Origin of the sequence: Oceanobacillus sp. FSL K6-0118, assembly GCF_038006665.1 — a bacterium.
Taxonomy (GTDB): domain Bacteria; phylum Bacillota; class Bacilli; order Bacillales; family Amphibacillaceae; genus Oceanobacillus; species Oceanobacillus caeni.
In genome coordinates this window covers 612,859-636,240 of the sequence record NZ_JBBOVR010000001.1, presented here as the reverse complement: position 1 = coordinate 636,240, position 23,382 = coordinate 612,859, and the positions used below count along the sequence as shown (strand labels likewise).

The 23,382-nt window shown below is 35.1% G+C and carries 26 protein-coding genes and 2 pseudogenes; 9 read left to right on the top strand and 19 right to left on the bottom strand.

Features of this window, described 5'->3' with window-relative positions; translation table 11 throughout:
* Positions 1-18: 18 nt before the first annotated feature.
* A pseudogene (locus MHI02_RS03290) lies at positions 19-526 on the top strand (transposase); the annotation flags it as partial.
* A gap of 127 nt (positions 527-653) precedes the next feature.
* On the opposite strand, the gene MHI02_RS03285 reads toward MHI02_RS03290, so the two are convergent.
* Both MHI02_RS03285 and MHI02_RS03280 read right to left on the bottom strand, forming a co-directional pair.
* Positions 654-1,091 (bottom strand): hypothetical protein, encoded by a 438-nt coding sequence (locus MHI02_RS03285; RefSeq protein WP_047184976.1) that lies wholly within the window; start codon positions 1,089-1,091, stop codon positions 654-656.
* A gap of 23 nt (positions 1,092-1,114) precedes the next feature.
* Complete coding sequence (locus MHI02_RS03280) at positions 1,115-1,555, bottom strand: hypothetical protein (RefSeq protein ID WP_216884275.1); 441 nt, start codon at positions 1,553-1,555, stop codon at positions 1,115-1,117.
* A 468-nt stretch (positions 1,556-2,023) separates the two neighbouring features.
* On the opposite strand from MHI02_RS03280, the gene MHI02_RS03275 reads away from it, so the two are divergent.
* Positions 2,024-3,376 (top strand): IS1182 family transposase, encoded by a 1,353-nt coding sequence (locus MHI02_RS03275; RefSeq protein ID WP_047184974.1) that lies wholly within the window; start codon positions 2,024-2,026, stop codon positions 3,374-3,376.
* A 63-nt stretch (positions 3,377-3,439) separates the two neighbouring features.
* Here the strand turns inward: MHI02_RS03275 and MHI02_RS03270 are convergent, their stop codons facing one another.
* From MHI02_RS03270 to MHI02_RS03250, 5 genes are all read right to left on the bottom strand, one after another.
* Positions 3,440-3,628 (bottom strand): hypothetical protein, encoded by a 189-nt coding sequence (locus MHI02_RS03270; RefSeq protein WP_047184973.1) that lies wholly within the window; start codon positions 3,626-3,628, stop codon positions 3,440-3,442.
* Positions 3,629-3,704: 76 nt separating this feature from the next.
* A complete protein-coding gene (locus MHI02_RS03265) occupies positions 3,705-4,076 on the bottom strand; it encodes a hypothetical protein (protein WP_047184972.1) in 372 nt (123 codons plus the stop codon).
* A 124-nt stretch (positions 4,077-4,200) separates the two neighbouring features.
* Positions 4,201-4,434, bottom strand: coding sequence for a hypothetical protein (locus tag MHI02_RS03260; protein WP_047184971.1), 234 nt, complete (start codon positions 4,432-4,434; stop codon positions 4,201-4,203).
* 181 nt (positions 4,435-4,615) lie between these two features.
* Positions 4,616-4,876 carry a hypothetical protein gene (locus MHI02_RS03255; protein WP_047184970.1) on the bottom strand — a complete coding sequence of 87 codons (261 nt, stop codon included), beginning with the start codon at positions 4,874-4,876 and terminating at the stop codon, positions 4,616-4,618.
* A 23-nt stretch (positions 4,877-4,899) separates the two neighbouring features.
* A complete protein-coding gene (locus tag MHI02_RS03250) occupies positions 4,900-5,082 on the bottom strand; it encodes a hypothetical protein (RefSeq protein ID WP_047184969.1) in 183 nt (60 codons plus the stop codon).
* 389 nt (positions 5,083-5,471) lie between these two features.
* Between MHI02_RS03250 and MHI02_RS03245 the strand changes: the two genes are divergently transcribed.
* Entirely contained in the window at positions 5,472-5,876 is a 405-nt protein-coding gene (locus tag MHI02_RS03245; RefSeq protein WP_047184968.1) for a hypothetical protein, read from the top strand.
* A gap of 189 nt (positions 5,877-6,065) precedes the next feature.
* On the opposite strand, the gene MHI02_RS03240 is transcribed toward MHI02_RS03245, so the two are convergent.
* The 3 genes from MHI02_RS03240 to MHI02_RS03230 all read right to left on the bottom strand — a co-directional run bounded on the left by MHI02_RS03240 (position 6,066) and on the right by MHI02_RS03230 (position 7,135).
* Positions 6,066-6,380, bottom strand: coding sequence for a hypothetical protein (locus tag MHI02_RS03240; protein WP_047184967.1), 315 nt, complete (start codon positions 6,378-6,380; stop codon positions 6,066-6,068).
* A gap of 134 nt (positions 6,381-6,514) precedes the next feature.
* Positions 6,515-6,715, bottom strand: coding sequence for a hypothetical protein (locus tag MHI02_RS03235; RefSeq protein WP_047184966.1), 201 nt, complete (start codon positions 6,713-6,715; stop codon positions 6,515-6,517).
* Between the two features lie 162 nt (positions 6,716-6,877).
* The gene (locus MHI02_RS03230) at positions 6,878-7,135 is read right to left on the bottom strand and encodes a hypothetical protein (protein WP_047183629.1); all 258 of its coding nucleotides are present in this window, start codon (positions 7,133-7,135) and stop codon (positions 6,878-6,880) included.
* A 143-nt stretch (positions 7,136-7,278) separates the two neighbouring features.
* Here MHI02_RS03230 and MHI02_RS03225 point away from each other — a divergent pair, with 143 nt between their 5' ends.
* Positions 7,279-7,701, top strand: coding sequence for a hypothetical protein (locus MHI02_RS03225; RefSeq protein ID WP_060667835.1), 423 nt, complete (start codon positions 7,279-7,281; stop codon positions 7,699-7,701).
* Between the two features lie 30 nt (positions 7,702-7,731).
* Here MHI02_RS03225 and MHI02_RS03220 read toward each other — a convergent pair whose 3' ends face one another.
* From MHI02_RS03220 to MHI02_RS03200, 5 genes are all read right to left on the bottom strand, one after another.
* Complete coding sequence (locus MHI02_RS03220) at positions 7,732-8,058, bottom strand: hypothetical protein (RefSeq protein ID WP_047183630.1); 327 nt, start codon at positions 8,056-8,058, stop codon at positions 7,732-7,734.
* Between the two features lie 56 nt (positions 8,059-8,114).
* Positions 8,115-8,297: a PspC domain-containing protein gene (locus MHI02_RS03215; RefSeq protein WP_047183631.1), complete on the bottom strand. Its 183-nt coding sequence runs from the start codon at positions 8,295-8,297 to the stop codon at positions 8,115-8,117.
* 284 nt (positions 8,298-8,581) lie between these two features.
* A complete protein-coding gene (gene typA, locus MHI02_RS03210) occupies positions 8,582-10,405 on the bottom strand; it encodes a translational GTPase TypA (protein ID WP_047183632.1) in 1,824 nt (607 codons plus the stop codon).
* A 273-nt stretch (positions 10,406-10,678) separates the two neighbouring features.
* Entirely contained in the window at positions 10,679-12,010 is a 1,332-nt protein-coding gene (locus MHI02_RS03205; protein WP_341165628.1) for a sensor histidine kinase, read from the bottom strand.
* A gap of 2 nt (positions 12,011-12,012) precedes the next feature.
* The gene (locus tag MHI02_RS03200; protein ID WP_047183634.1) at positions 12,013-12,699 is read right to left on the bottom strand and encodes a response regulator transcription factor; all 687 of its coding nucleotides are present in this window, start codon (positions 12,697-12,699) and stop codon (positions 12,013-12,015) included.
* Positions 12,700-13,050: 351 nt separating this feature from the next.
* Between MHI02_RS03200 and MHI02_RS03195 the strand changes: the two genes are divergently transcribed.
* Positions 13,051-14,400: a S1C family serine protease gene (locus MHI02_RS03195; RefSeq protein ID WP_341165627.1), complete on the top strand. Its 1,350-nt coding sequence runs from the start codon at positions 13,051-13,053 to the stop codon at positions 14,398-14,400.
* Between the two features lie 573 nt (positions 14,401-14,973).
* Here MHI02_RS03195 and MHI02_RS03190 read toward each other — a convergent pair.
* Complete coding sequence (locus MHI02_RS03190; protein ID WP_047183636.1) at positions 14,974-15,654, bottom strand: TraR/DksA C4-type zinc finger protein; 681 nt, start codon at positions 15,652-15,654, stop codon at positions 14,974-14,976.
* A 215-nt stretch (positions 15,655-15,869) separates the two neighbouring features.
* On the opposite strand from MHI02_RS03190, the gene MHI02_RS03185 reads away from it, so the two are divergent.
* Positions 15,870-16,751, top strand: a complete 882-nt coding sequence (locus MHI02_RS03185) for an NAD(P)-dependent oxidoreductase (protein WP_047183637.1) — start codon at positions 15,870-15,872, stop codon at positions 16,749-16,751.
* 234 nt (positions 16,752-16,985) lie between these two features.
* Positions 16,986-18,172, top strand: a pseudogene (locus tag MHI02_RS03180) (MFS transporter).
* Between the two features lie 22 nt (positions 18,173-18,194).
* Here MHI02_RS03180 and MHI02_RS03175 read toward each other — a convergent pair.
* The gene (locus MHI02_RS03175) at positions 18,195-18,500 is read right to left on the bottom strand and encodes a hypothetical protein (protein WP_047183639.1); all 306 of its coding nucleotides are present in this window, start codon (positions 18,498-18,500) and stop codon (positions 18,195-18,197) included.
* Positions 18,501-18,802: 302 nt separating this feature from the next.
* Here MHI02_RS03175 and MHI02_RS03170 point away from each other — a divergent pair, with 302 nt between their 5' ends.
* Positions 18,803-19,033, top strand: coding sequence for a hypothetical protein (locus MHI02_RS03170; RefSeq protein WP_145524149.1), 231 nt, complete (start codon positions 18,803-18,805; stop codon positions 19,031-19,033).
* Positions 19,034-19,293: 260 nt separating this feature from the next.
* On the opposite strand, the gene MHI02_RS03165 is transcribed toward MHI02_RS03170, so the two are convergent.
* On the bottom strand, positions 19,294-19,491 hold the full coding sequence (locus MHI02_RS03165; RefSeq protein ID WP_047183640.1) for a cold shock domain-containing protein: 198 nt from the start codon (positions 19,489-19,491) through the stop codon (positions 19,294-19,296).
* Positions 19,492-19,725: 234 nt separating this feature from the next.
* A complete protein-coding gene (locus MHI02_RS03160; protein WP_341165625.1) occupies positions 19,726-22,563 on the bottom strand; it encodes a 2-oxoglutarate dehydrogenase E1 component in 2,838 nt (945 codons plus the stop codon).
* A 562-nt stretch (positions 22,564-23,125) separates the two neighbouring features.
* On the opposite strand from MHI02_RS03160, the gene MHI02_RS03155 reads away from it, so the two are divergent.
* Entirely contained in the window at positions 23,126-23,209 is an 84-nt protein-coding gene (locus MHI02_RS03155; protein ID WP_225344134.1) for a putative holin-like toxin, read from the top strand.
* The last annotated feature ends 173 nt before the right edge of the window (positions 23,210-23,382 follow it).

Sequence of the window (23,382 nt, the reverse complement as noted above, 5' to 3'; positions counted from 1 at the left end):
CTACTTTACTGATACAATAACAACCGAAATCGGACACCACTTATTACATACAATCAATATCGAAAGGAGAAGAAAAAGAAGCATAAGAACAACGCTTTTCATGTAGATAATTGGGATTATAAGGAGGACGAAGATACCTTTCTGTGCCCAAATGGACGGAAGGTACGGTTTAGCCATCATTCCAAACGAACAGACAGGTACGGATTCACCCGTGAATTTAAAGTGTACGAATGTGAGGACTGTTCGGGCTGTCCACTCCGCGATTTATGCACGAAAGCAAAAGAAGGGAACAACCGAACGGTCTACATGAACGAAAAGTGGGAGGCCCAAAAAGAATATGTACGTACGAAGCTTTCAGACGAGAAAACTGGTGAAATTTACGGTAAACGTAAAATTGACGTAGAACCAGTGTTCGGTTTTCTGAAGGCTAATTTGGGTTTCACTCGTTTTTCTGTCAGGGGAAAACAGAAGGTGAAAAATGAACTAGCATTTGCGTTGATGGCGGTGAACTTGAGAAAAAACGCCGTCATGGACGGTAAAATAATGGCGGAAGATGGAAAAAAGCCACAAAAAAGGTTCCAAGCAAATTTTTTATTGCCTGGAACCTTTTATTTTACTATTTTTGGCTAGTTATGTCCCAGCCTCTTCAAATACTAGTGACTCGAAAGAATCATTTTACAAACAGGAAATGTATTATCTTCATCATTCATAAATTTTTCTAGCACATTTTTAGTTACTTCTAATGTGAAGATTTTTTGATCGTCTTCAGTAAGCGAAAATAATTCAATTACCTTTTGATGGAATTCCTGGATGGTAGGGAATTTACCTGTTTTTCTAAATTCCCTCTCAGTTTTACTAATTAATAAGGGTAATTCGTGATACTTAGTTCCATCAATATTTAATTTTAAGAAGACATATTCTAAATCATGAACACCTAACCTATTTTTTTCTTCAATAATATCGATTAGTAGATTAGTTGCCTTTTCAAGTTTTTGAGTCAAACTGTAGACCTCTTGATCAAGTCTATCAATTTGTGGGAGACTATCTTCTATTTTTTGTACTCTGGCCTCTAATTCTGAAACATTGAACATATTATCCCTCACTAATTAATATTTTAAACTGGAGCAAGAATTTTGATGGCTTCTACAATTACACTAGCTGCAATTCTAGCCGGAGTTTTACCAATTGGTCCCTCAAGTGCTCCTTTAATCGCAGTTTCCATTTTACCATAGGTTAAATTTTCCGCCTTTTCTAGCTTTCTCAAAGCTGGTTTTACGTGAGAGTTCATTACTTGACCAACTTTAACTGCTGCATCTTTTCCTAGGATTTTACCAACATAATTTGTAATAGTTGTAGTATTTTTAATAGCCCATTGTAGAGATTTTTTTACAGCGTAACTTGGAACAGAGTAGGTTTGAACCCCACCTGGATTAGTACTAACTAAAGATACATTACGACTATTAAGGTAGTTTTTTTCATTTTCAATGAAGTCATCACCAAAAACTTTAACACCATTAATCTCATAATCCTTGCCAAAACTAGCATAATCAAGCACTAAATCTTCAGATACCTCTTCAGTAAATTCTACTGTTGAAGCACTAACCTGTTGACCATAGACTCAAAAAATCGATAATAGCATTACCAATGAAGTCAAGGATCCTAATATTTTCTTAAACATTCTTTCTCCCCCCACTTTATATGAAAATATTGACAAATCCAAAACTGATAATAACAAGGTATATTGGTTCTGTCAAAAAATACCAAAGGAGTTAAAATCACCTTGCTATTTTTTATATACAAACTTGGACAAATCATAAGTGATGTAGCCAAAGAATTGGAAATTGAAAATATAGATACTCATTCATATTAGTACTTCTTTTTATTTGGTTATAGGAGTAAATTTCATAATTCTTAGCCCTTGAGCCCCAAGGGGTTTGAAACACAAAAAAGGAAGTACCTCCCCAGATCCTGTATAATGGTAGTCGACTATAACAACCAAAAAAAGACTGGAGGAATACTTCCTATGACCATTATACGACAACAAAGCTTATTTGGCATCCAAGAATTATACGAGATGGAACCTACCCAACGTTATGAATCGATTATTTTCGCGGTAGATTTAGATTCTATCTACCTTGAAATAAACAAACAGTTACGTCTTGGTGCACCCGTGGAACTGAATTACGCTGCCATGATTATTTCTATGTTTGTACGAATTGTGGAGCGCATCCCAACGATAAAAGATTTAATCAAGCGACTAAATGACGACTTTGTATTTAAATTGAATTGTGGATTTCTTGTTTCTGATAACACCCCTTCAGAAGCGGCTTATTCTCGAGTTTTAACGAGGCTAAGTGACTCTAAGATCCTCGAAAAGGAACAAGAAAAAGTGGTCCTTCAGGCAATAGCGGAAGGCTTTATCACCGATGACACTGTAGCTATTGACGCAACTCATTTTGAAGCACGTGGTCAAGCGCCACCAAAAGAAGAAAAACCAAAATCCGAACCAAAAAAACGTGGGCGTAAATCCAAGGATGAGCGGGAACAATGGCTGATAGAACAGGCAGAAAAAGAAGCTAATCTTCCCATTTTCGAAAAGAAAATCGAAGCTCAATTGGACGTACCTTTAGCTGAATTGCGTGCTGAAGTTCCCAGGGACCCAAAATGGGGTGTGAAAAAGAACAGCGAAGGTAAAAATGTATTCTGGTACGGCTACAAAGGACATTTAGCTGTTGGTACATCTAGCCAATACATTTTACAGTCTCTTTTTTCGTCGGGAAGTTTGAATGATGGGAAGGCTGCAATCCCACTATTAAAGGGTGTGGATGAGCTTCCTCTTCCGTTTTTGCGCTATGAGGTAATGGATGCTGGTTATGACTATGAACCATTTTATGAACAAGTCCATCGTATGGGAAATCTGTCCGTCATTGCTTATAATAAGAAAAATGAAAGCGAGCCAATAGGCTTTGATAAAAACTTTGCCCCAACCTGTTTTCGGGAGCATACCTATCGATATGATAGCTTTGACACCAAATACGAAACATTGAAATATACAAGACCAAAAGAGTACAGTGACTGTCCTTTAGCTAATGAAGGCATCTGTCATAAGGTTTATAAAGTGAAAATCACTACAGACCTTAGGAGATATACAGCGCCAGCCCGTGGTTCTGAAGCTTGGAAAAAACTGTTTAAACGCCGTTCGGCTGTAGAACGAGTTAATGCCTATCTCAAGGAATTCTTTCAACTTAACAATGTCCGCTATCGTACCGGAAAACGCGCAAAAGTTCACTTTGACATCGTGACGCTTATTTATAATGCTTCAAAATTAGCTGTAGACCGTATTAATGTATTATTAAATCAACAACAAGCCGCTTAAATAGAAATTTTTAAAAATGCATTTTTAAAATTCTGCAGGTCTTTGTGTTTTTAAAAAGAGCAATTATGAAATTAATTCAATTGATTTCCAATACTTTTGAACAAAAAAAGTTGTTCCAACAAATATTAATAATCCGCATAATTTAAAAATGAACTTAGTTATAAATGCTGCGCCATCGTTTTCAATAGCATATAAAGTAGCTCCAATAATAATTCCCACCAAGCCCAGTAATAAAACTAAGAAAGTTTTCATTTTGGCTATTAGCCTCCCCAAATTTAAAATAATGTAAAAAACTCGAAGGAATAGCACTATAATATAAAGATCAACATCATTTATACCTATTTTTGTTGTATTCTATAGCTTTCTCGTGAGCATCCTCAATGGACAATCGATAAAAGTCTGGTTCTTCGGATTGTTTTGTTTTAGTCACAGAATAAATAGAATCCGATTTTTGTTCCATTTCGTAATTCAGAATACGAATGCTTTCCCATACCTTATTCTCATAAGGTCTATCCCCGGGAAACGGAATAGGGTGATATCCTCTATAAGGTTCAAGTTGTACCTTCTGATAATTGCCTTTTTCTTTGTCGTACCTTTTTACGGTATAGGTTTTTCCTCCATTGAATTGTATAATGTCACCGATACCAATTACTTCAAATTTTTTCCTCCTTTGCAAGTTACTTTTAAACTTACGAAACACATTACTCACCCTTTCTTACTCTATTCATCACTTGTACGATAATACTGCCAGTTGATTGGATAAGGTTGCTTTTTTTGCGTTCTATTTGCTGTATTAAAACACCATATAATTGAATTTTAAAATCTTATACATTGACATTGGTTGTTCTTTTACTCTGAACGTACGCTCCGAAGAACAATCCCCCAAAAATAGATGTAATTGAAACAAATAGCAATTCCATCAGTGAGTAGTCCCAACTAATTGAACTAATGAAAAAAGTAACCAAGAGTTTAAATATATAATAGTTAATTGCTAATGGAATAGATATGATAAGACCAAATAATAGAACAAATTTAAATCTATCTGGTTGTTTTCGCATCTTTATCCTCTCAATCTTTATAAGCTATTTTTATCCCTCATATTAAGTACAATTAAACCTTCAAAAATGTTTCATTAACAAACAGACCTTCCAGTTACTAAAATAATCATCGTCACTTACTTTAGTAATGCGCCCGTTACTTGAACAAGATTCTTTTTGTACAACATAAACATTAACGTATTTAACTACTCGTATTCGCCTGTTTGTAATCCATAAATAAGAATACAGCAAAAAGAATAAGTTGAATAAGACCAAAGGAATCCAAGAATGCTGTAAGAACAACTTCACCTTGAACGAATACTCTTGTCACAAATAAAACCAATGAATGTAGCACCATAATATAGATAAGATTTCTAAACTTATATTTTTTTATAATGAAGTATAACATCATACAGACGGCCAATACCGTAACAATTAACATAAATGTTTCACTATAATTCAAACACAAACACCTCCATCTCTTTCCTACAAAAATACGCTTTGAATTAGCGTAATGGTTGTAACTAATGCAGATAAAGATCCTGCAGACAGTAAGGTTATCATTTTCCACCAGTTTATCTCTTTAGAAGGTTTTTCAGCCTCTCGAGTCACCGTAATCCATATAGCCATAGATACTATTACTAAGATGAAAGTAACTTCTTTAGACATATTTGACTCCTCCATCATTTATATTAATCTCCGTACCTTATGTACGAATTAGAAAAATTAAAGTTTCACTATTAAAGTAATGAACAAATTAGCTTAACAATCACTTTTCATATATTGGCATTATATTTTGTAAAATAGGCACCTATAATCAACAAAATTATGAAATAGACCAATTCAATAATCCCATAATATTGCTTGTTTAAGGAATTACGGCATTATAACACACCTTTCTAAAAAATATCCATGACCTAATTAACGTATATAAAATGACTTGTCAAGCTATTTTATATAAAACTAAATAAATCATCTGTTTTAAATTTTAGGTATAGTGCATCGCCTTACAAATTATGTTATTGTATGCAGGTAAGAATCGTTAGAGGGGGAATTACATGCTAAAGGTTATAGCCGCTTTCTTAGCTCCTTTCGTATTATCTTTCTTTTTTATTCTATATAATCTGCTAGGCATGATATTAAGTAATGATCCACTAACCTTTTCTTTCGGAGGGTTCTCTTTCGTTTATATTTTTGCATTACCAGCTTTTCTTTTCATTGCAGTACCAGCTTCCTTTATAATTGAACGTGTTAATAAGGGTGTAAGATGGTTAAATTACATATTAGCAGGAATTATCGGTGGAGGAATTGTAATTTTTATCAATACAGTTAATAGTAATCAAGACTTTGTATATACCCCTGATGCCATAGTTGCATACATGCTAGCAGGCTTTTCTTTCTACCTAACAATCTTGATTTTAGAAATATTAGAGCAGAAGTTTCAAAATAATGAAGATAATTGATGACATTAAGCGGCAAGTTTTGTCTGACAGTATTTAACTTTGTTTAAATCAAAAAATATTCATCTAAATTGATCAAAGTTTTAAGATGCCCTGTCTAGGTTACATAGGAACAAAAAGCCTAAAATGAGCAAGGGATAATCTCTTCAGCCATTTCGGGCTTATTAACGCTCAAAATAGTTTAAATCTGATTTAATAATGTATTCCCTTATTAGAAAACACATTTATTTCATATTGTGCTAAATCATCTTTAGATAAATTATTTTCTAGGTATTTCTCAACTTTTGGTATATCATTTTTATCATAAACATCTACGGAAATCGCAGGTTCTCCCTCACTAGATTCCCCAAATCCACCAATTTGGGTACTTTGCACTTTATATTTATCCCATACAGAATCAACTACCCCATCTACACTGTATGGCTCTTTCTGTGCAAACCCGATAAAAGTAAAAGCAGCAATAACACACATTAAAACTAATATTCCTAACTTCCTTTTTATCCCCATTTTTCAAACCCCCGTTACTTATACTTATTACTTGAAATATTATTTCATAAAATTCTCCTAATTCCAGTACAATTTTATTTCATTATTGCCCTCGTTAATACAATAACTCTTCCCTGAGAATTCTCACTATTAAATCATTTTGCATTAATTTTCTTCGCTTTCCTTTGGGAAAATCTTATTTTATTTCCAATCAAACCACCGATTAAAGCTGATAACCCTGAAATAGCCATTGATATAAAAAAGTTGGCATTAGGAATTAAAATCTCGGAAAGGAAAATTACAATTCCAACAAATAGGCCAGTAAACAAAGCCCATTCAATGTTCCTTTTTTTCATTTTCACCCACCTAAATTATAACGATAAATTTAATAATATTACGTTTATCTTTGAAAAAGGTTTCGAACCACCATTCTGCTACTTCCCTACAATCTTTTTAGCGAAAAAGGGACTTATTTCTCTTAAAGATAAGCACCAGTTAATAAAAATCATTTAAAATAACTAGTTATCAAAAATCACTATTAGTAAAACAATGGTTAGCCCTATGATAGCTCCCATATCAGTTGAAGTTTTTTTACCTTCTTTCCTTTTTTCGAAAACGGTTATGGTCTTACCCATCATAACTAATATTAAAGATATACTTATCACGATATAACTAAAAAGGGAATTAAATGAAGCATCGGCAATTAAAACAATTGATGTTGGAATTAAAATCAATAACAAAGCACTTATATACAAAAATGGTCTTAATTTACTCATATCTTTATAACCACCCCTTATAGTTTGTTTTTTACTTTACTGTTCTTTACTTCAAAAATAAACGCACAATCTCCTTGTTGAAGTACCTCACCCGTTAGGTATTATTATTCTATCTTAGGTTACTCTAAAACTGGGGTGATTCGGTGCTTCAGAAAACGTTACTTTCAATAATTCTTGTTTTCTTCCTTTTCAATTTATCTACGGTAAATGCTCAGGATAATAAAAGTATTGAGATTATGGATATTGTAAAAAATGAGATAATAAAAACAACACCAACGGATTCTAGCATACAATTAGAGACTGAGAAAATCATTAAAGAAATCGATGGTGTCGTTAAAGCATTCAAGCCAATTCCAGACAAAGGTTATATGATTAAAATTCCCTTGGAACCATCTTATCAATTAGAAAATAAATGGATTAACGCTTTAATTGATGAAGTTATAATTATTATTCCTGAGACGGAAAAACCTTTCTTACTTATCTTTGACGATGAAAATAACTCTTATTTTTTTACATTCCAAATAAAAATTGATAAGTTGTTAAAAACATTAGGATTTCCCATTTGAAAGACCTTTCTTCGTTGCCCTTTTTTAACTCTAAGGTTCTTGAAAGCCAACCGTCGCCATAAGAAACACAATGAAATAAAAACCCAATGCTAAGACGTTTAACCCAATTAAACTTATTCTTAAATCACCTTTAATTCCTAGCCACCCAAGAACTATTCCCAGCACACCAAACACAAAAGGTAAGAAAAAACTTAACTTCAAAATAAAGGAAAATGATTCGCTCAAAATTGGAAGAATAGTCAAAGCAGCAAAGACAAGAGATAATAGAGAAAAATACTTTTCTGTAATCTTTGAGTTACTTTTTATTATAAAATAGTAACTCACAATAAGAATGGCTAATAAAATAATCCAAACCATTATGACATCCACCTCTTTTCACAAATACACCAATTAGCTACATATTAATTCTTTCTTTACAATAACAAAGGGCTATCAGGAAGTATTGTTGCAAGGATTAAATAAATAACAAAATTAGCAGGTAGAAAAATAAAAATTAGCCTTACTCCCAATGAAGAAATACCAAAATAATCGGCAATTCCCCCACATACTCCAACCACTCCCCTATCCGTTGATGATTTTCTTAGTTTATTATTCAACGCTACTCCCCCCTTAATATATTTTTTAAAGAAACCTACTCTACTATAGTTCTACGTATCTCTAATTAAAATGTTTCATTGCACTAACCCGCCCATTAGCTTAAGAATAATTCTTCACAAACCCGTTATTATTCTAACATAAATATTCAGAAATTCTTTTGCTTTACAGGAATTAACATAGCTAATAACGCCCTTTTGATAGAAACACTAATATCTTATCAAAACCAAAAAATAGCCCTACCATTTAATATGGTAAAGCTATCTCTAATAATAATTTTTATTTATTATTTACTACGCTTCGCTGCTTTTTCACGCTCATTTTTATTCAAAATCATTTTACGTAAACGAATGGATTCAGGAGTAACTTCACAATATTCATCGTCATTTAAATATTGAAGAGCCTCTTCTAAAGACATTTGGCGTGTTTTACGAATCGTTGCTGTTTGGTCTTTCGTAGCGGAACGAACGTTTGTTAAGTGTTTTTCTTTCGTAATGTTGACTGTTAAATCATTTTCACGATTATGTTCACCAACAATCATTCCAGCATAAACTTCTGTACCAGGGCTAACGAAAATGACACCACGATCTTCTAATTGCATAATTCCATAAGTAGATGCTTTTCCATTTTCTAAGGCAACTAGTACACCTTCACGGCGACCACCAACTTGTCCTTTAATAACAGGTTCATATGCTTCAAATGTATGATTTAAAATTCCATAACCATGTGTTTGGGACATAAATTCTGTAGAGTATCCTAAAAGTCCACGAGAAGGAACTTTAAATTCTAAACGAACTTGTCCATTACCATGATTCACCATATCAAGCATTTCACCTTTTCGTGCACCTAGTGATTCCATTACAGCACCAGTATATGCTTCTGGAACATCTACTTGTACACGTTCTACTGGTTCACAAGGAACACCATCGACTTCCTTAATGATAACTTTTGGTTTGGAAAGTTGTAATTCATAGCCTTCACGTCTCATATTTTCAATTAAAATAGATAAGTGAAGCTCTCCACGCCCAGAAACAGTCCATACGTCTGGAGAATCGGTTGGATCTACCCGTAAACTTACGTCTGTTTCTAATTGCTTCATTAAACGTTCTTCAATTTTTCTAGATGTAATAAATTTACCTTCGCGACCCGCAAAAGGGCTGTTATTTACTAAGAACGTCATTTGTAAGGTTGGTTCATCAATTCGAAGCCATGGCAATGCTTCTGGATGTTCCTGAGAGCAAACAGTCTCTCCAACGTTAATATCTTCTAAACCAGAAATCGCTACAATATCTCCTGATTTAGCTTCTTCAATTTCGATACGTTTCAAACCAGTGAAGCCGAATAATTTGGAGATACGGAAATTTTTCTGTGTCCCATCCTGTTTCATGACAACTACTTGCTGTCCAACTTTAATGCTTCCTCGAACAATTCGTCCAACCCCAATTCGACCTACATAGTCATTGTAGTCGAGTAGTGTAATTTGAAACTGTAAAGGTTCTTCACTTGTATCAACCGGAGCAGGAATATGATCTAAGATCGTCGTAAATAAAGGATCCATTGTTTCTTTCTGGTCATCAGGTTCTAATCCAGATGTTCCGTTTAATGCAGATGCATAAACAACCGGGAACTCTAATTGATCGTCGTCTGCTCCAAGTTCGATGAATAAATCAAGAACTTCATCAATAACTTCCGCAGGTCTTGCATTAGGACGATCGATTTTATTTAACACAACGATTGGTGTTAATTTTTGTTCTAAAGCTTTCTTTAGTACAAATCTTGTTTGTGGCATCGTACCTTCATAGGCATCCACAACTAAAGCAACACCATCCACCATTTTCATGATTCGTTCTACTTCTCCACCGAAGTCAGCGTGTCCCGGTGTATCTAAAATATTAATCGTTGTATCATGATATTTTACTGCTGTATTTTTTGCCAAAATGGTAATTCCACGTTCACGTTCTATGTCACCAGAATCCATCATCCGTTCATCGACTTGTTCATTTTCACGGAATGTTCCGGAGTATTTCAATAATTGGTCGACTAGAGTCGTTTTTCCATGGTCTACGTGGGCAATAATGGCGATATTACGTATATCTTCTCTTAATTGCATAAAGTACACTCCCTTTTTAGAAAACTTGGTATTTGCCAAGCTTTTTAGGCAAATGCCTTAGTTGCACCTAAGCAGGAGGGATAGATTTTTGTGCTTTCCTGTCTGCGAAAGTGAACCTTCACTAAAGTGGTTCCACTCTAGCGTTCGTGCTTATCTATAATCTTCTGGTTGCTCCGTAGTTTAGAACTTCCAGTCATACGAGAAAGTTTCATGAAAACTAGACAATTATATCACATAATGTGCTTTAATGGATTATCTTTTTAAAAAAAATATCTATTTTGTAAAGGTTATTGTAAATTTCGCACCACCCAAATCGGATTTACCTGCAACAATCTTTCCTTTTGAATGTTCAATGATCGTATGTGCTATCGCTAATCCGAGACCCGTTTCTCCATCTTTTCCTTTTACAAATCGATGAAAAATATGCGAAGCAAACTCTTCAGGAATTCCCGGTCCATCATCTTCTATTTTAATGACAATGTCTCCATCTTTCTTAACAGCACTAATCACAACCTGTGATTTTGCGTGACGAATACCGTTGAAAACTACATTTAATAAGGCTCTCAACAATTTTTCCTCATCCGCATATAGTTGTATATTATTTTCTACTCGATGGCTTAAAGTTATTCCTTTTTCATTTACTATTGGTAAGGCACGATCAACAATCTGACCAACTATCTCTTCCACCTTTATGTTAGTTGGATCGTAGGAATTTACTTCTGTATCTAGTTTGGCGAGAAGAATCATTTCGTTAATAATACCTTTCAACCTGAGAACCTCTGAAACCATGACCTCAAGCCCTTTGTCTGCTTCCGCTTCGTCAAAAATACCATCTTTTATCCCTTCCGCATATCCTTGAATAGTCATTAAAGGTGTTTTCAATTCATGGCTGGCGTTTTGAAAGAATGTCTGTTGTGTATTAATATACCGCTCTAATTCATTCGCCATTTCATAAACGCTTTCCGCTACTTCTTTTATTTCACCTGTCGCTTTTATATGTTTAATATCATCAAATTGCCTTTTCTCTATTTTCTTTAGTTGACGTTTCAATTGAGTTAGTGGTGTCACTAATTTTTTCGTGAAATAATGTGCTAAAACCGACGCAATAAATAGCCCAACAAGAAAAACAAGAAATAACCGAACAAAAAAACTTCGCTGAACTTCTTGCAAATCACTTACAGGAGTTAGGAGAATCATCTCGAGTCCAGAGTTTCTAGATAAAATCAAAATTCGAGAAGTAACAAATTTTTCATTTCCTAGGTCCCATATCGTTTCACTATAATCCGAAATATTATTTTTACGATGAAAGCCTTCAACCACTTTATTTGGCATGGTTGAATAAAGTATTCGGTTTTGACTTCTATCGTATAAAATCATTTGTAATTCTTGATCATCTAAAATACTATAGAATTGCTGAATACTATCCTGAGTATGATATTGTTCATTAAGTATTTCGACTAACAATTCACCTGTTTGTTCCAATTGGCGTTGTTCATCCTGTATTAAAACATTCAATATTAAGGAGTATATGACATACCAAACAACTGCCATAATGACTAACAATAAAGAAGTAAAGGCAATACTAAGCTGTGTTTGTAATTTCATGCCTATTCCTCTTCATTTCGCATTCTATATCCATATCCCCACACGGTTTCAATAGGAATATCGGTAAATTTTTTACGAATGCGTTTAATTAAATCATCTACTGCACGATCGCTTCCGAAATAATCATTACCCCATATTTTCATTAATAAATCTTCCCTGGAAAATGCGCGATTTATATTTTCGGCTAGAAAATATAACATATCAAATTCTTTGGTCGTTACTTCATATTCTGTCCCTTGCCAAAATACTCTTCTATCGCTTTTGAAAATAACAAGTTCATCTACGCTCAATCGATCCCCATCCATCCATGCTGGTTGATGGGACAGACTCGTTCTTTTAAACAAACGTTTTACCCTTGCAACAAGTTCCCTTGGGCTAAACGGCTTTGTTAAATAATCGTCCCCACCTAATTCTAACCCTAAAATTTTATCAATTTCATCATCCTTAGCAGAAATGATAATGATAGGCACTTCACTTTCACTTCTTATTTTTTTACACAATTCATACCCATCCATACCCGGTAGCATAATATCTAAAATCCACATATCGGGTGGATTTTGTTTCCATATTTCCATTGCTTCCTCTGCCGAATTTAAGATTTCCACCTGATATCCTTCTTTTCTTAAATAAGCCGAGACTATATTTTGAATGTTCATATCATCTTCAACTAATCCAATTAAATAATTCATTTTTTCACCTTTTCTTAGATTGGCACCTGCTTACGCTGCCTTCATTTCACTTATGCAGATAAGAAAAAATATCTTCATCTTCTTATATTCTTACATAATTATAAGAAGGTTGACAATAACATACATATTGTTTTACACATTTGTGCCACATTTATACCTTATCCGTTCCACTGGAAGTGTCTATACTAAGGGTAGTATAATAAATATAAGAGTTCAAAAAGAAGGATGAAAAAGACCGTGGTCAGCTAAATAAGCAACGTCCTGGGACTCCGATTACGCGTCCCACCGCGTCATTTTCACCGGACTTTTTGAACAACCACTAATACACAAAAGTTAAGGGAAGTGATTTTTATGAGTGATAATGACCATCGTTATTCTCAAGATCCTGACTTTAACAATCAGGAAAATGAAGAAAACTCTATGGATACACCAGAAAATAATGAGGTAATAGAAGAACGCAATCATGTTAGCCCACCCCCTCAACCATCCTCTGATGATTCTAATAAAGAAAATAGCAAGCCAAGTAAAAAACGAAATACGAAAAAGCAAGGGAAATCCTTGCTAACTGCAATTTTCGGAGGAATTGTCGGTGGTATTATATCTGCTCTTCTAGTTACCATCCTATTTACTAGTGGTGTCATTGATACGGAAGATACTGCTAATTCAGAACAACAAACTTCAGAAGCTGTCCAAGTACATGGAAAACCAGCGACTGAAAAACTTTCTGCAGAAGATGCAAATGTATCATCCAATATACAAGAAGTATCTGAAGCAGTTGTTGGGGTGGTAAACCTACAACAACAAAACATTTGGACTGGTAGTGAAGAAGCAGGTACAGGTTCAGGAATCGTTTATAAAAAGAAAGATGGAAAAGCTTATGTCGTAACCAATCAACATGTTGTTGATGGTGCAGAACAAGTGGAAGTAGTTTTAAATGAAGATGACCGAATTCCAGCAAAAGTCCTTGGTGAAGATGATTTAACAGACTTAGCTGTTCTAGAAATCGATGGAAAAAAAATAAACACAGTCGCTGATATGGTATCTTCAGACGATTTAACTGTTGGTGAAACTGTATTAGCAATAGGAAACCCATTAGGATTAGAATTTGCTAACTCCGTCACAAAAGGAATTATTAGCGGTTTGAACCGATCTGTTTCAGTGGACACAAACTCTGACGGCCAACCAGACTGGGTAACTGAAGTTATACAAACAGATGCTGCTATCAACCCAGGTAATAGTGGAGGAGCACTTGTGAATGCAGATGGTCAGGTTATTGGTATTAATTCAATGAAAATAGCCCAAAGTTCTGTGGAAGGAATCGGTTTTGCCATTCCAACAAGTACTGCCCTACCAATCATGGAACAATTGGAAAAGGACGGAGAAATAACAAGACCACAAATCGGTATTTCTACTGTCTCTCTAATGCAAGTTCCACCACAATATCGTTATGAAATTAAACTCCCAAATGAGGTAGAGGGAGGAATGGTTGTCGCAAACGTTCAAGCTAATTCACCAGCAGATCGTGCAGGCTTAAAACAATTTGATGTCATAACCAAAATTGATGGTAATGAAGTAACATCTATATTGGAACTAAGGAAATATCTGTATTCCAAAAATGTAGGGGACAAAGTTAAACTGGAATATGTTCGCGACGGTGAATTTCATAAAACTGACTTAAAACTGGAAGAAATGGCAAAATAACCTTATACCGTGAAGTATTATTTTACAAATATTAAAAAACGCTTGGAGGATCCAAGCGTTTTTTTATGTAGACGATAAATACTTGGAGAGAATGGTTGTCCAAGGGCTTATCGTGGTTATGAGTGACTGAACAGGGTTTCCTTTTCTGTATTCCGGTACTCATTCAGCTTATGAGTGACGGAATAATGCTTTCCTCTTCTCATTCAGGCACTCATTCAACTTATGAGTGTCCAAATAATGCTTCCCTCTTCTCATTCAGGCACTCATTCAACTTATGAGTGACCGAATAATGCTTTCTTCTTCCCATTCGGGCACTCATTCACCTTATGAGTGACCGAATTATACTTTCTCCCTCTCATTCGGGCACTCATTCACCTTATGAGTGACCGAATTATACTTTCTTCTTCTCATTCGGGCACTCATTCACCTTATGAGTTGCGGAACACAGCTTTCCTTTCCTCATTCCGCAACTCATCCAACCCATGAGCACACGCAGCCCACTAAACTGAGAAAAAATCCCCATAAAAAAACAGCATACCATTTAAATTTGGTATGCTTAATAAAGGTAACTCACTAAAACTCCTGTGCTTCCTCATTATCTTCATACTTCTTATGATTTGGTGTAACCCCAGTAAAACTCCCATCTATGTCTGCCGCTACAAAATTTTCATAGTCCTCTACAAAGCCAACATTTTCATCACTGTTTGGATACATGTCATCATAATTGTCGATGTCCGTATAAAAGTCTGAATAAGTTTCACTTGTACCGTATCGACTGACATCTTGCCATGAATCTTCCGCATCATACCCTACTTGTTCTTCATCCGTAATTTCATTAGGATTTATATTAGGAGAAAAGACTTCTTCCTCCATCGTTCTAGGATGATCAAAAATTCGACTTTTTGCATGCTTCACACAGCGATCGGTTGTCGGCATGGCTAATAATCGCTCAGAAGGGATATCCGCTCCACATGTAGCACAAATACCATACGTTCCTTCCTCTATGGCATGTAGTGCCTCATTAATATCTTGTAATTCCTTTTCGGTATGTTCATTTAAAGCTAAATCCTTCCCTCTTTCGAACAGTTCAGTTCCTTGATCAGCCGGATGGTTATCATAATTAGATAAATCCCCAACCGATTCCTTAGCCATTTCAAGAGTTCTTCCAAAATGGTCTTGTATATGATGAATTAATTCATTTTGTCTTTGAATTAACATATTTTTACACTTCATTAGTTGATCGTTTGAGATCATTATAATCAGCCCTCCATGAAATTGGTATGTGTGGCTTAAAATGATTCCTATCTATACTATGTGTAACTAAGATAGATTGATTCTAAATCGGCACTCCCAATTCATGTCAATACCGCCAATCCCATCCTTTAGAAAACAAACAATTTTTAGTTAATTGTTTGTTATAAATTACCAAACACGATAAAATTAACTAAAGAGGAAGGGAGAGTAGGAAAATGGTAAATACTAATACAGTAATAGGCTTTGTTGGTACTGGAGTAATGGGGAAAAGTATGGCTGCCAATTTGCAAAAAGCTGGATATTCCATCAATGTTTACACAAGGACAAAGGCTAAAGCAGATGACCTAATAAAAGACGGGGCGGCATGGAAGGCTACAGTTAAAGAATTAACAAATGATTCAGACGTCATTATAACGATGGTCGGTTATCCTTCCGATGTAGAAGAAGTCTATTTCGGTTCTAACGGAATTTTAGAAAATGCTAAACAAGGATCTTTTGTCATTGATATGACCACTTCTAAGCCTTCTTTAGCAGTAAAAATATACGAAGCGGCAAAAGAAAAAAACATTCATGCTCTCGATGCTCCGGTTTCCGGCGGAGATATTGGTGCAAAAAATGGTACCCTTGCTATTATGATTGGCGGAGAACAAGAAGCTTATGACTCCCTTTTACCAATTTTTCAAGTAATGGGGGAAAATATCATATTACAAGGAAAAGCGGGTGCGGGACAATACACAAAACTTGTCAATCAAATTGCTATCGCTTCTAATATGATAGGTGTTTCAGAAGCTATTGCTTTCGCTCGAAAAGCCGGATTAAATCCAGAAAAAGTTCTTGATAGCATTTCTACGGGGGCTGCAGCTAGTTACTCTCTTTCTAAACTTGCACCAAGAATGTTAAAAGAAGATTTTGCACCTGGATTTTATGTAAAACATTTTATAAAAGATATGACAATTGCTTTGGAATCAGCAAAAGAGCTTGGATTGTCTACTCCTGGTTTAGAATTGTCCTTAAATTTATATAAGGAATTGGCCGAAAAAGGAGAAGAAGATAGTGGTACGCAAGCATTAATTAAATTATTTGAGCAATACGCTTAAATACTGTTCAAAAATTAAAGGAGACTTCCAGCTAGGTTTTACTAGCAGAAGTCTTTTTTTGTTAGCGGACTTTTTATCAATCCGCTTCATTTTTCCAGAGTCTTATAAATGTTTGCACATCCATTAATCTGAATATTACTTTTTTATTTAGAAACCTAGACACGGAACATCTCTTCCAATATGATAGTGCTATTGCTTTTTTAGGTAGACGGAAGGGAAGTGTTAACGATAACAATGAAATTTTCACGAAATGTGATCTTATCGATATTTATGATTGGTACATTTGCAATTGGCATGACGGAATATGCGGTAACTGGATTACTAACGCAATTTGCCGCTGATTTAGATGTAGCCGTTTCTACAACAGGACTACTGCTTAGTGTTTATGCTATTAGTGTTGCTGTTTGTGGCCCACTGCTTCGGATACTAACAGTTAAATATTCACCGAAACCATTATTAATTGTACTTATATCCATTTTTATCGTAAGTAATATGGTTGCTGCAACAGCACCTTCTTTTGAAATACTACTTCTCTCAAGACTTCTTTCCGCAACCATGCACGCACCATTTTTTGGTCTAGCCATGAGTATGGCAGTAGAAATCTCTCCTCCTCATAAACGCACAAGCGCAATTGCTGCAGTGCAGGGAGGGCTTACAATCGCTGTTATGTTAGGGGTTCCTTTTGGGTCCTATATCGGCGGAATACTTGATTGGAGATTAGTATTCTGGTTTATTACCTTAATGGGAGTTATTAATTTAATTGGTCTCATGATCGTTACACCAAATATGAAACAAAAAGAAGTTCCTAAATTAAAGAATGAATTAGCTGTTTTAAAAAATAAAAATGTTTGGATGCTGATTGCAATAATTGTCTTTAGTTTTTCTGGTGTATTCACTGCTTATACGTTCACAGAACCGATGCTGAGAGAACTTGCAGGTTTTGACCTAACCAGTATCACGATTGGATTATTTCTATTTGGGTTTGGTGCAGTAACCGGGAATTTCTTATCTGGAAGGTTTCAGCCTGAAGTACTGACCGAACGCTTAATGGTAGCCATGGCGATCTTAGGAACGGTACTTATCAGTTTTACATTCTTACTGATGAATCCATTCTTAACTTATGTCGCTTGTTTCCTATTCGGCGCTGGAACATTCGGTACCACGCCAATCTTAAATACAAAAATCATTCTTGCAGCAACAGAAGCTCCAGCCTTATCTGGAACGATTGCTGCATCTGTGTTCAACTTAGCAAATTCGATTGGGGCAACCTTAGGCAGTCTGTTACTGACAAATCATTTTTCATTCAGAGAAATCACCTTTGTCGCTGGGGTATGATTTTCTTTGGGGTGATCCTGATTATTGTTACGCATAAGATCGAGGATAAATCTTTATTTACAGCTCCGAAAGAAGTTTACGAATAAAAAGATATAGAGAAACCGAGACCTATTTCCGCTCGCGTTTCTCTATTTCTTTTTGAACGATAAAAGCCAAGTCATCATTTCCAAAAAGTTGAAGTGCCTGAATGACCAGTTGATCATCAATTTCTTCCGATTCCTTTTTAGAAACCGTATTTTCTAGCACTTCTAATAGCACCTTATTTTTACCCTGGTTTGGATAAGCCTCTTCATACAATTGTTCCGGATCCAAATCATGATTGATACACCACTGTGCAAAAACCAATATCATCATTTTTTCATTCTCTTGATAATTTTCTATGACTTGTCTATCTTTATCTTCCTTACTTAACATTTTTTCACCTCATTTAAAAAACGATCCACAAGAAGTTTATTATCATCTATAGCTAGAATCTCCATTTCATCGTAGCACAAATAAAAGAGCTATCCAATATTTTTTGGGTCTTCAACTTCCCTAGATAACCCGGGAAGTGCACAAAAGGAAAACTAGGTTAATTAATGGCTTTTGTCATAATATGTCGAAGGAAAGTAGATTATAATACAATAACCTATATGATAAAATAAAGTAGCAACTGAATATTGTGAGGGTGGTTGGTTGTCGCTCTTCTTTCCTTTCTTGGGAAGGAGGTGATAATCATGGAAACATTTCTTGGCAGAAAGAAGCATACACATTCTTTCTGCATAAGTGCAACTAAGACATTTGCCGAAAAGGATTGGCAAATGTCAAGTTTTCTAAAATTTCTACGAGAAGTTCTGAAAGGGATTGTGCGTGAACTAAGTGCTTTCCTCTTTCGGAAAAACATACTAGAAAACAAGAAAACCACCCCGTGTCGTCCAAAGCAAAAGGGTGGTTCTCAGAAAAAGTAAACAACATAGACAACCACCACCCTGACGGTAGAAGGTTGCATGGAGAAGTGTTTGCGCACTTCTCTTTTTATTTTATTATAATTCTATTTATATTATACCTAAAATTCATTTGTTCATGCAATGATTTATTATAATTTAATTTATTTCCTAGGCTACGGTATCGGGGTTATAGCCAATTTGTCAGCCCCCATTACGCCAATGCAGCTATAAACAACAAAAAAGGCTTATCTCCTAAATGAGATAAACCTTTTAAAAATCAATTATATACGAGTAACGTTAGCTGCTTGTGGTCCGCGGTTACCTTCAACGATTTCAAATTCAACATCTTGACCTTCTTCAAGAGTTTTGAAACCTTCAGCTTGGATTGCTGAGAAATGTACGAATACATCGTCTCCATCTTCACGTTCGATAAAACCGAAACCTTTTTCTGCGTTAAACCATTTTACTTTACCAGTCATGTAAATGACCTCCTTATAACTTTTTGCTGCAAAGTAATGGAATCAAAAATACTTTTACAGCTCCTAAGTAGGAGGTCGTAAAGTATTGCTCCAATTTCCTTTTGCTTCTTTAACTTTAACCTTTTTTAACACAAAATGCAAGTGTTAAGGAGACTTTTTCTCAAAAAATTCTATTTTAGTTTCAAAATTCCCTATTTTCTAACTTAACACTTGCATAGTCTATATTTCCCATTATTAGCTAATTTTTCTAACATTCGTTTCCTGCTTAACTGTTTTGTTAATAGCTTGGTGGATAATTCTGAATTGCTCTTCTTTATGCACTAACGGGTCTCCTTCAGAAGGACTTGCCATATCGGGTCTACCATTATACCGGACAGCAACGTCTTTAGGTGCAATGTTTAGTAAACGCGGCTCCATGTAAGACCATGCCCCCATATTTTTAGGCTCCTCCTGAGTCCAGATGATTTCCTCTAAATTTTTATAGTTACTTAATACCTCACTAATTTTTTCTGCTGGGAATGGATAAAGTTCTTCCACTCTAATCATATCAAGCCAATCATAAGCTTCCTTATTTTCGGATACATAATCAGATAGTTCTACGGCCAATCTACCAGTTGATAATACCAGTCGTTTTACATGATCTGGATTTCTTCCCAATCCTGGCTCTTTTATAATTGGCTCAAATTTCCCCTCTGTTAAATCCTCTAGATAAACTCCTGCAGATGCATTCCTTAATAAACTCTTAGGTGACATGATAACTAGTGGTCTAACATCATCCGTATTTAAAAGTGCTGCCTGCCTTCTAAGGATGTGGAAATAGTTACCTGAGTTAGACAAGTTGGCAACAGTCCAATTATTTTCAGCCGCTAATTGTAAGAACCGTTCTAATCTTGCACTAGAGTGCTCAGGACCTTGCCCCTCATATCCATGAGGAAGTAACATCACTAATCCAGATTTTTGTCCCCATTTTTCTCTTCCAGAAGAAATAAATTGGTCAAAAATAACTTGCGCTCCATTTGCAAAATCACCAAACTGTGCTTCCCATAAAACAAGCGTTTCTTTTGCGAATACGTTATAGCCATATTCATAGCCTAATATAGCGGCCTCTGAAAGCGTACTATTATGAACGGCAAAAGAAGCATTTGCTGAACTTAACTGATGAAGCGGACTGTACTTCTCCCCTGTTTTTTCATCACTTAAAACAATATTACGGTGTGAAAAGGTTCCGCGTTCAGAATCTTGCCCAGTTAAACGGATTGGTGTGCCATCTTTTAAAATAGATGCAAATGCTAGAGTTTCGGCATGTCCAAAGTCCACCTTCTTATTATTTTCAAGTGCATCTTTTCGGCGGTTTAATATTTTCTTTAACTTACCAAAAACATTAAATCCTTCAGGCCATTGTAGTAAAGCATTATTTATAGTTAAGAGTGTTTCCTTACTAACGGAAGTATCGATTTTAGGTAGCTCACTCTTATATAATTCATGTCTGTCTTGAGTGGTACGGATTGGTTCTTTTTCTTGATTGATATGGTTATATGCCCGCTGTAATTTATGTTGTACTTGATTCGCCATTTCGTTAATTTTATCATCCGTTAACGAACGCTCATTTATAAGTTTCTCTTTATATATCGCAGTAATCGTTTGATGATTATCAACTAGCTTGTACATAAGTGGGCTTGTAGAACGAGGCTCATCCATTTCGTTATGTCCAAGTCTTCTATAGCCAATTAAATTAATGAGCACATCTTTATGGAATGTTTGACGATATTCAAAAGCCAATTGAACTACCTTTAAGCAAGCCTCTGGGTCGTCAGCATTAACATGGAAAATAGGAACATTAAAACCTTTCACAATGTCGCTTGAATGTTTCGTCGAACGATCGTCCTCGGGTTCAGTCGTAAAACCAATACAGTTATTAGCGATAATATGGATAGTTCCACCAGTACTATATGCCTTTGTATTTGCATAATTAAGTATTTCAGTAACTACACCTTGTCCAGTAAAGGCAGCATCCCCATGAACTAATACAGCTATGGCTTTGGAAACATCTTGTTTTGGATATCCTTTCTCCGTTCGTACTTCTTGTGCTGCTCTTGTGGATCCTTCTATTACCGTTCCAGCAATTTCTAAATGACTAGGATTATTTGCTAGAGAAACCGTAACCTTCTTATCACCAATCTGTTTTCTCTTTGTTGCGCCAAGATGATATTTCACATCCCCCGTAGCTCCCTCGGTCATTTCTAAAGTTGGATCAGCATTCTCCCATTTCGCATGTTGAAACTGAGAGAAAATGGCTTCATATGGTTTCTCTAAGACATGCGTCAACACATTCAGTCTTCCACGGTGCGCCATAGATATTAATACATTTTCAATATCATCTTTAGCAGAAAGATTAATAACTTCATTCATTACCGGAACTAAAGATTCCAATCCTTCTACTGAAAATCTTTTTTGACCAACAAATGTTTTTCCTAAAAATTGCTCAAACCCCTCAGCTGATAGCAGGCTATGGAATAACGCTTCTTTCTCAGCATTAGTAATTTCCTTAGAAACATTACCGGATTCTATTTTATTTTTTAACCAATCTTTTTCTTGGATATCCATATGATCGATATCAAAGCCAATGGTTGATGTGTAAATTTCCTTTAAATAATTGATTGCCTCAAGGCCATTCTTAACACTATTATTGTTACAAATAAATTCAGCAGGTATTTCTTTTAAATCTTCTTCTGTTAATTTATAAGACGTTAGATTCAATAATTCATTGGATGGTTGTTTTTCTAAAGGAAAAATATCCGCTTCCAAATGTCCGTAAGCTCTAATATTTTCTGCTAATGTAACCGCAGAGACTAATTTTCTCATTTTATTTAAAAGAACATTCATGGATATATGATTGGATGATTGTTCTTCATTATCCATCATAGCTTCGGGATTTCCCCAAACATCAAATAATTCTTTAAAACTCTTATCAACTAAGCTAGGATCTTGAGAATATAAATCATACTGTTCTAAAATATAGCCCATATTAGGACCTTTCACATCTGCCCACGGATTTACCCCATTGTTGTTCATCTTCTGTACACTCCTACATCATGTATGTTGTTATATTAACTACTGTATTAAGATTCCCATTTTTTACAACGGTTAATCTGCCTATTTATTATTTTGTTAAACTCATAATGTAAGCACTTACATAATCTATACTTCTATAATAGTACAAAATGATTAATAATTAAAGAGACAAGGTTCAAGTTTTTATCGTTATAGGAAGTTTTGTCATATCACATAAGGTATAGAAGAAATGACAAAAGAATCTATTCTTTTCATTATTTAAAGATTTTGCTATTGATTCAGAAAAAAACTGCACCCCAATTGTTGGACACACAATAATTGGAGATGCAGTTTTCTTATGACTAAATTTACTGAAAAAGATAAAATAAATGCAGTTCAAAGCTATTTAGAAAGCAAAGAGAGTTATCTTTTCTTAATACCGTAAAGTTAATCGCCAAGTAAAATTAAAATAATTTCATTACTGGTCACAATATGAGAATTGAAAATGTTATAATTATAGGACAATGGCTAAAATAGGTTAACTCAAGGGTGGTTGGCACGCTCCCAAAAGGGGGTGGTGCTAATGACAGTTGCAGAAGGATTAATGCTAATGATTAGTTTCGGAGCGTTAATAGTTGCGATTATGTCAGATAAAAACCATAAATAAAATCCACCCTTGAGTTCGCGGCTCATTAATAGGGTGGAATATCACTAATCGGGCCAGCCCCCTTGTAGGGAACCAAGCTATTGTATGACTAAAGGTGTTAGCGCACCTTTGGTCTTTTTTAATGTATTCATTTTCTAATACCAGTATACCCTTTTTTAGTGAAAAAGAAAACA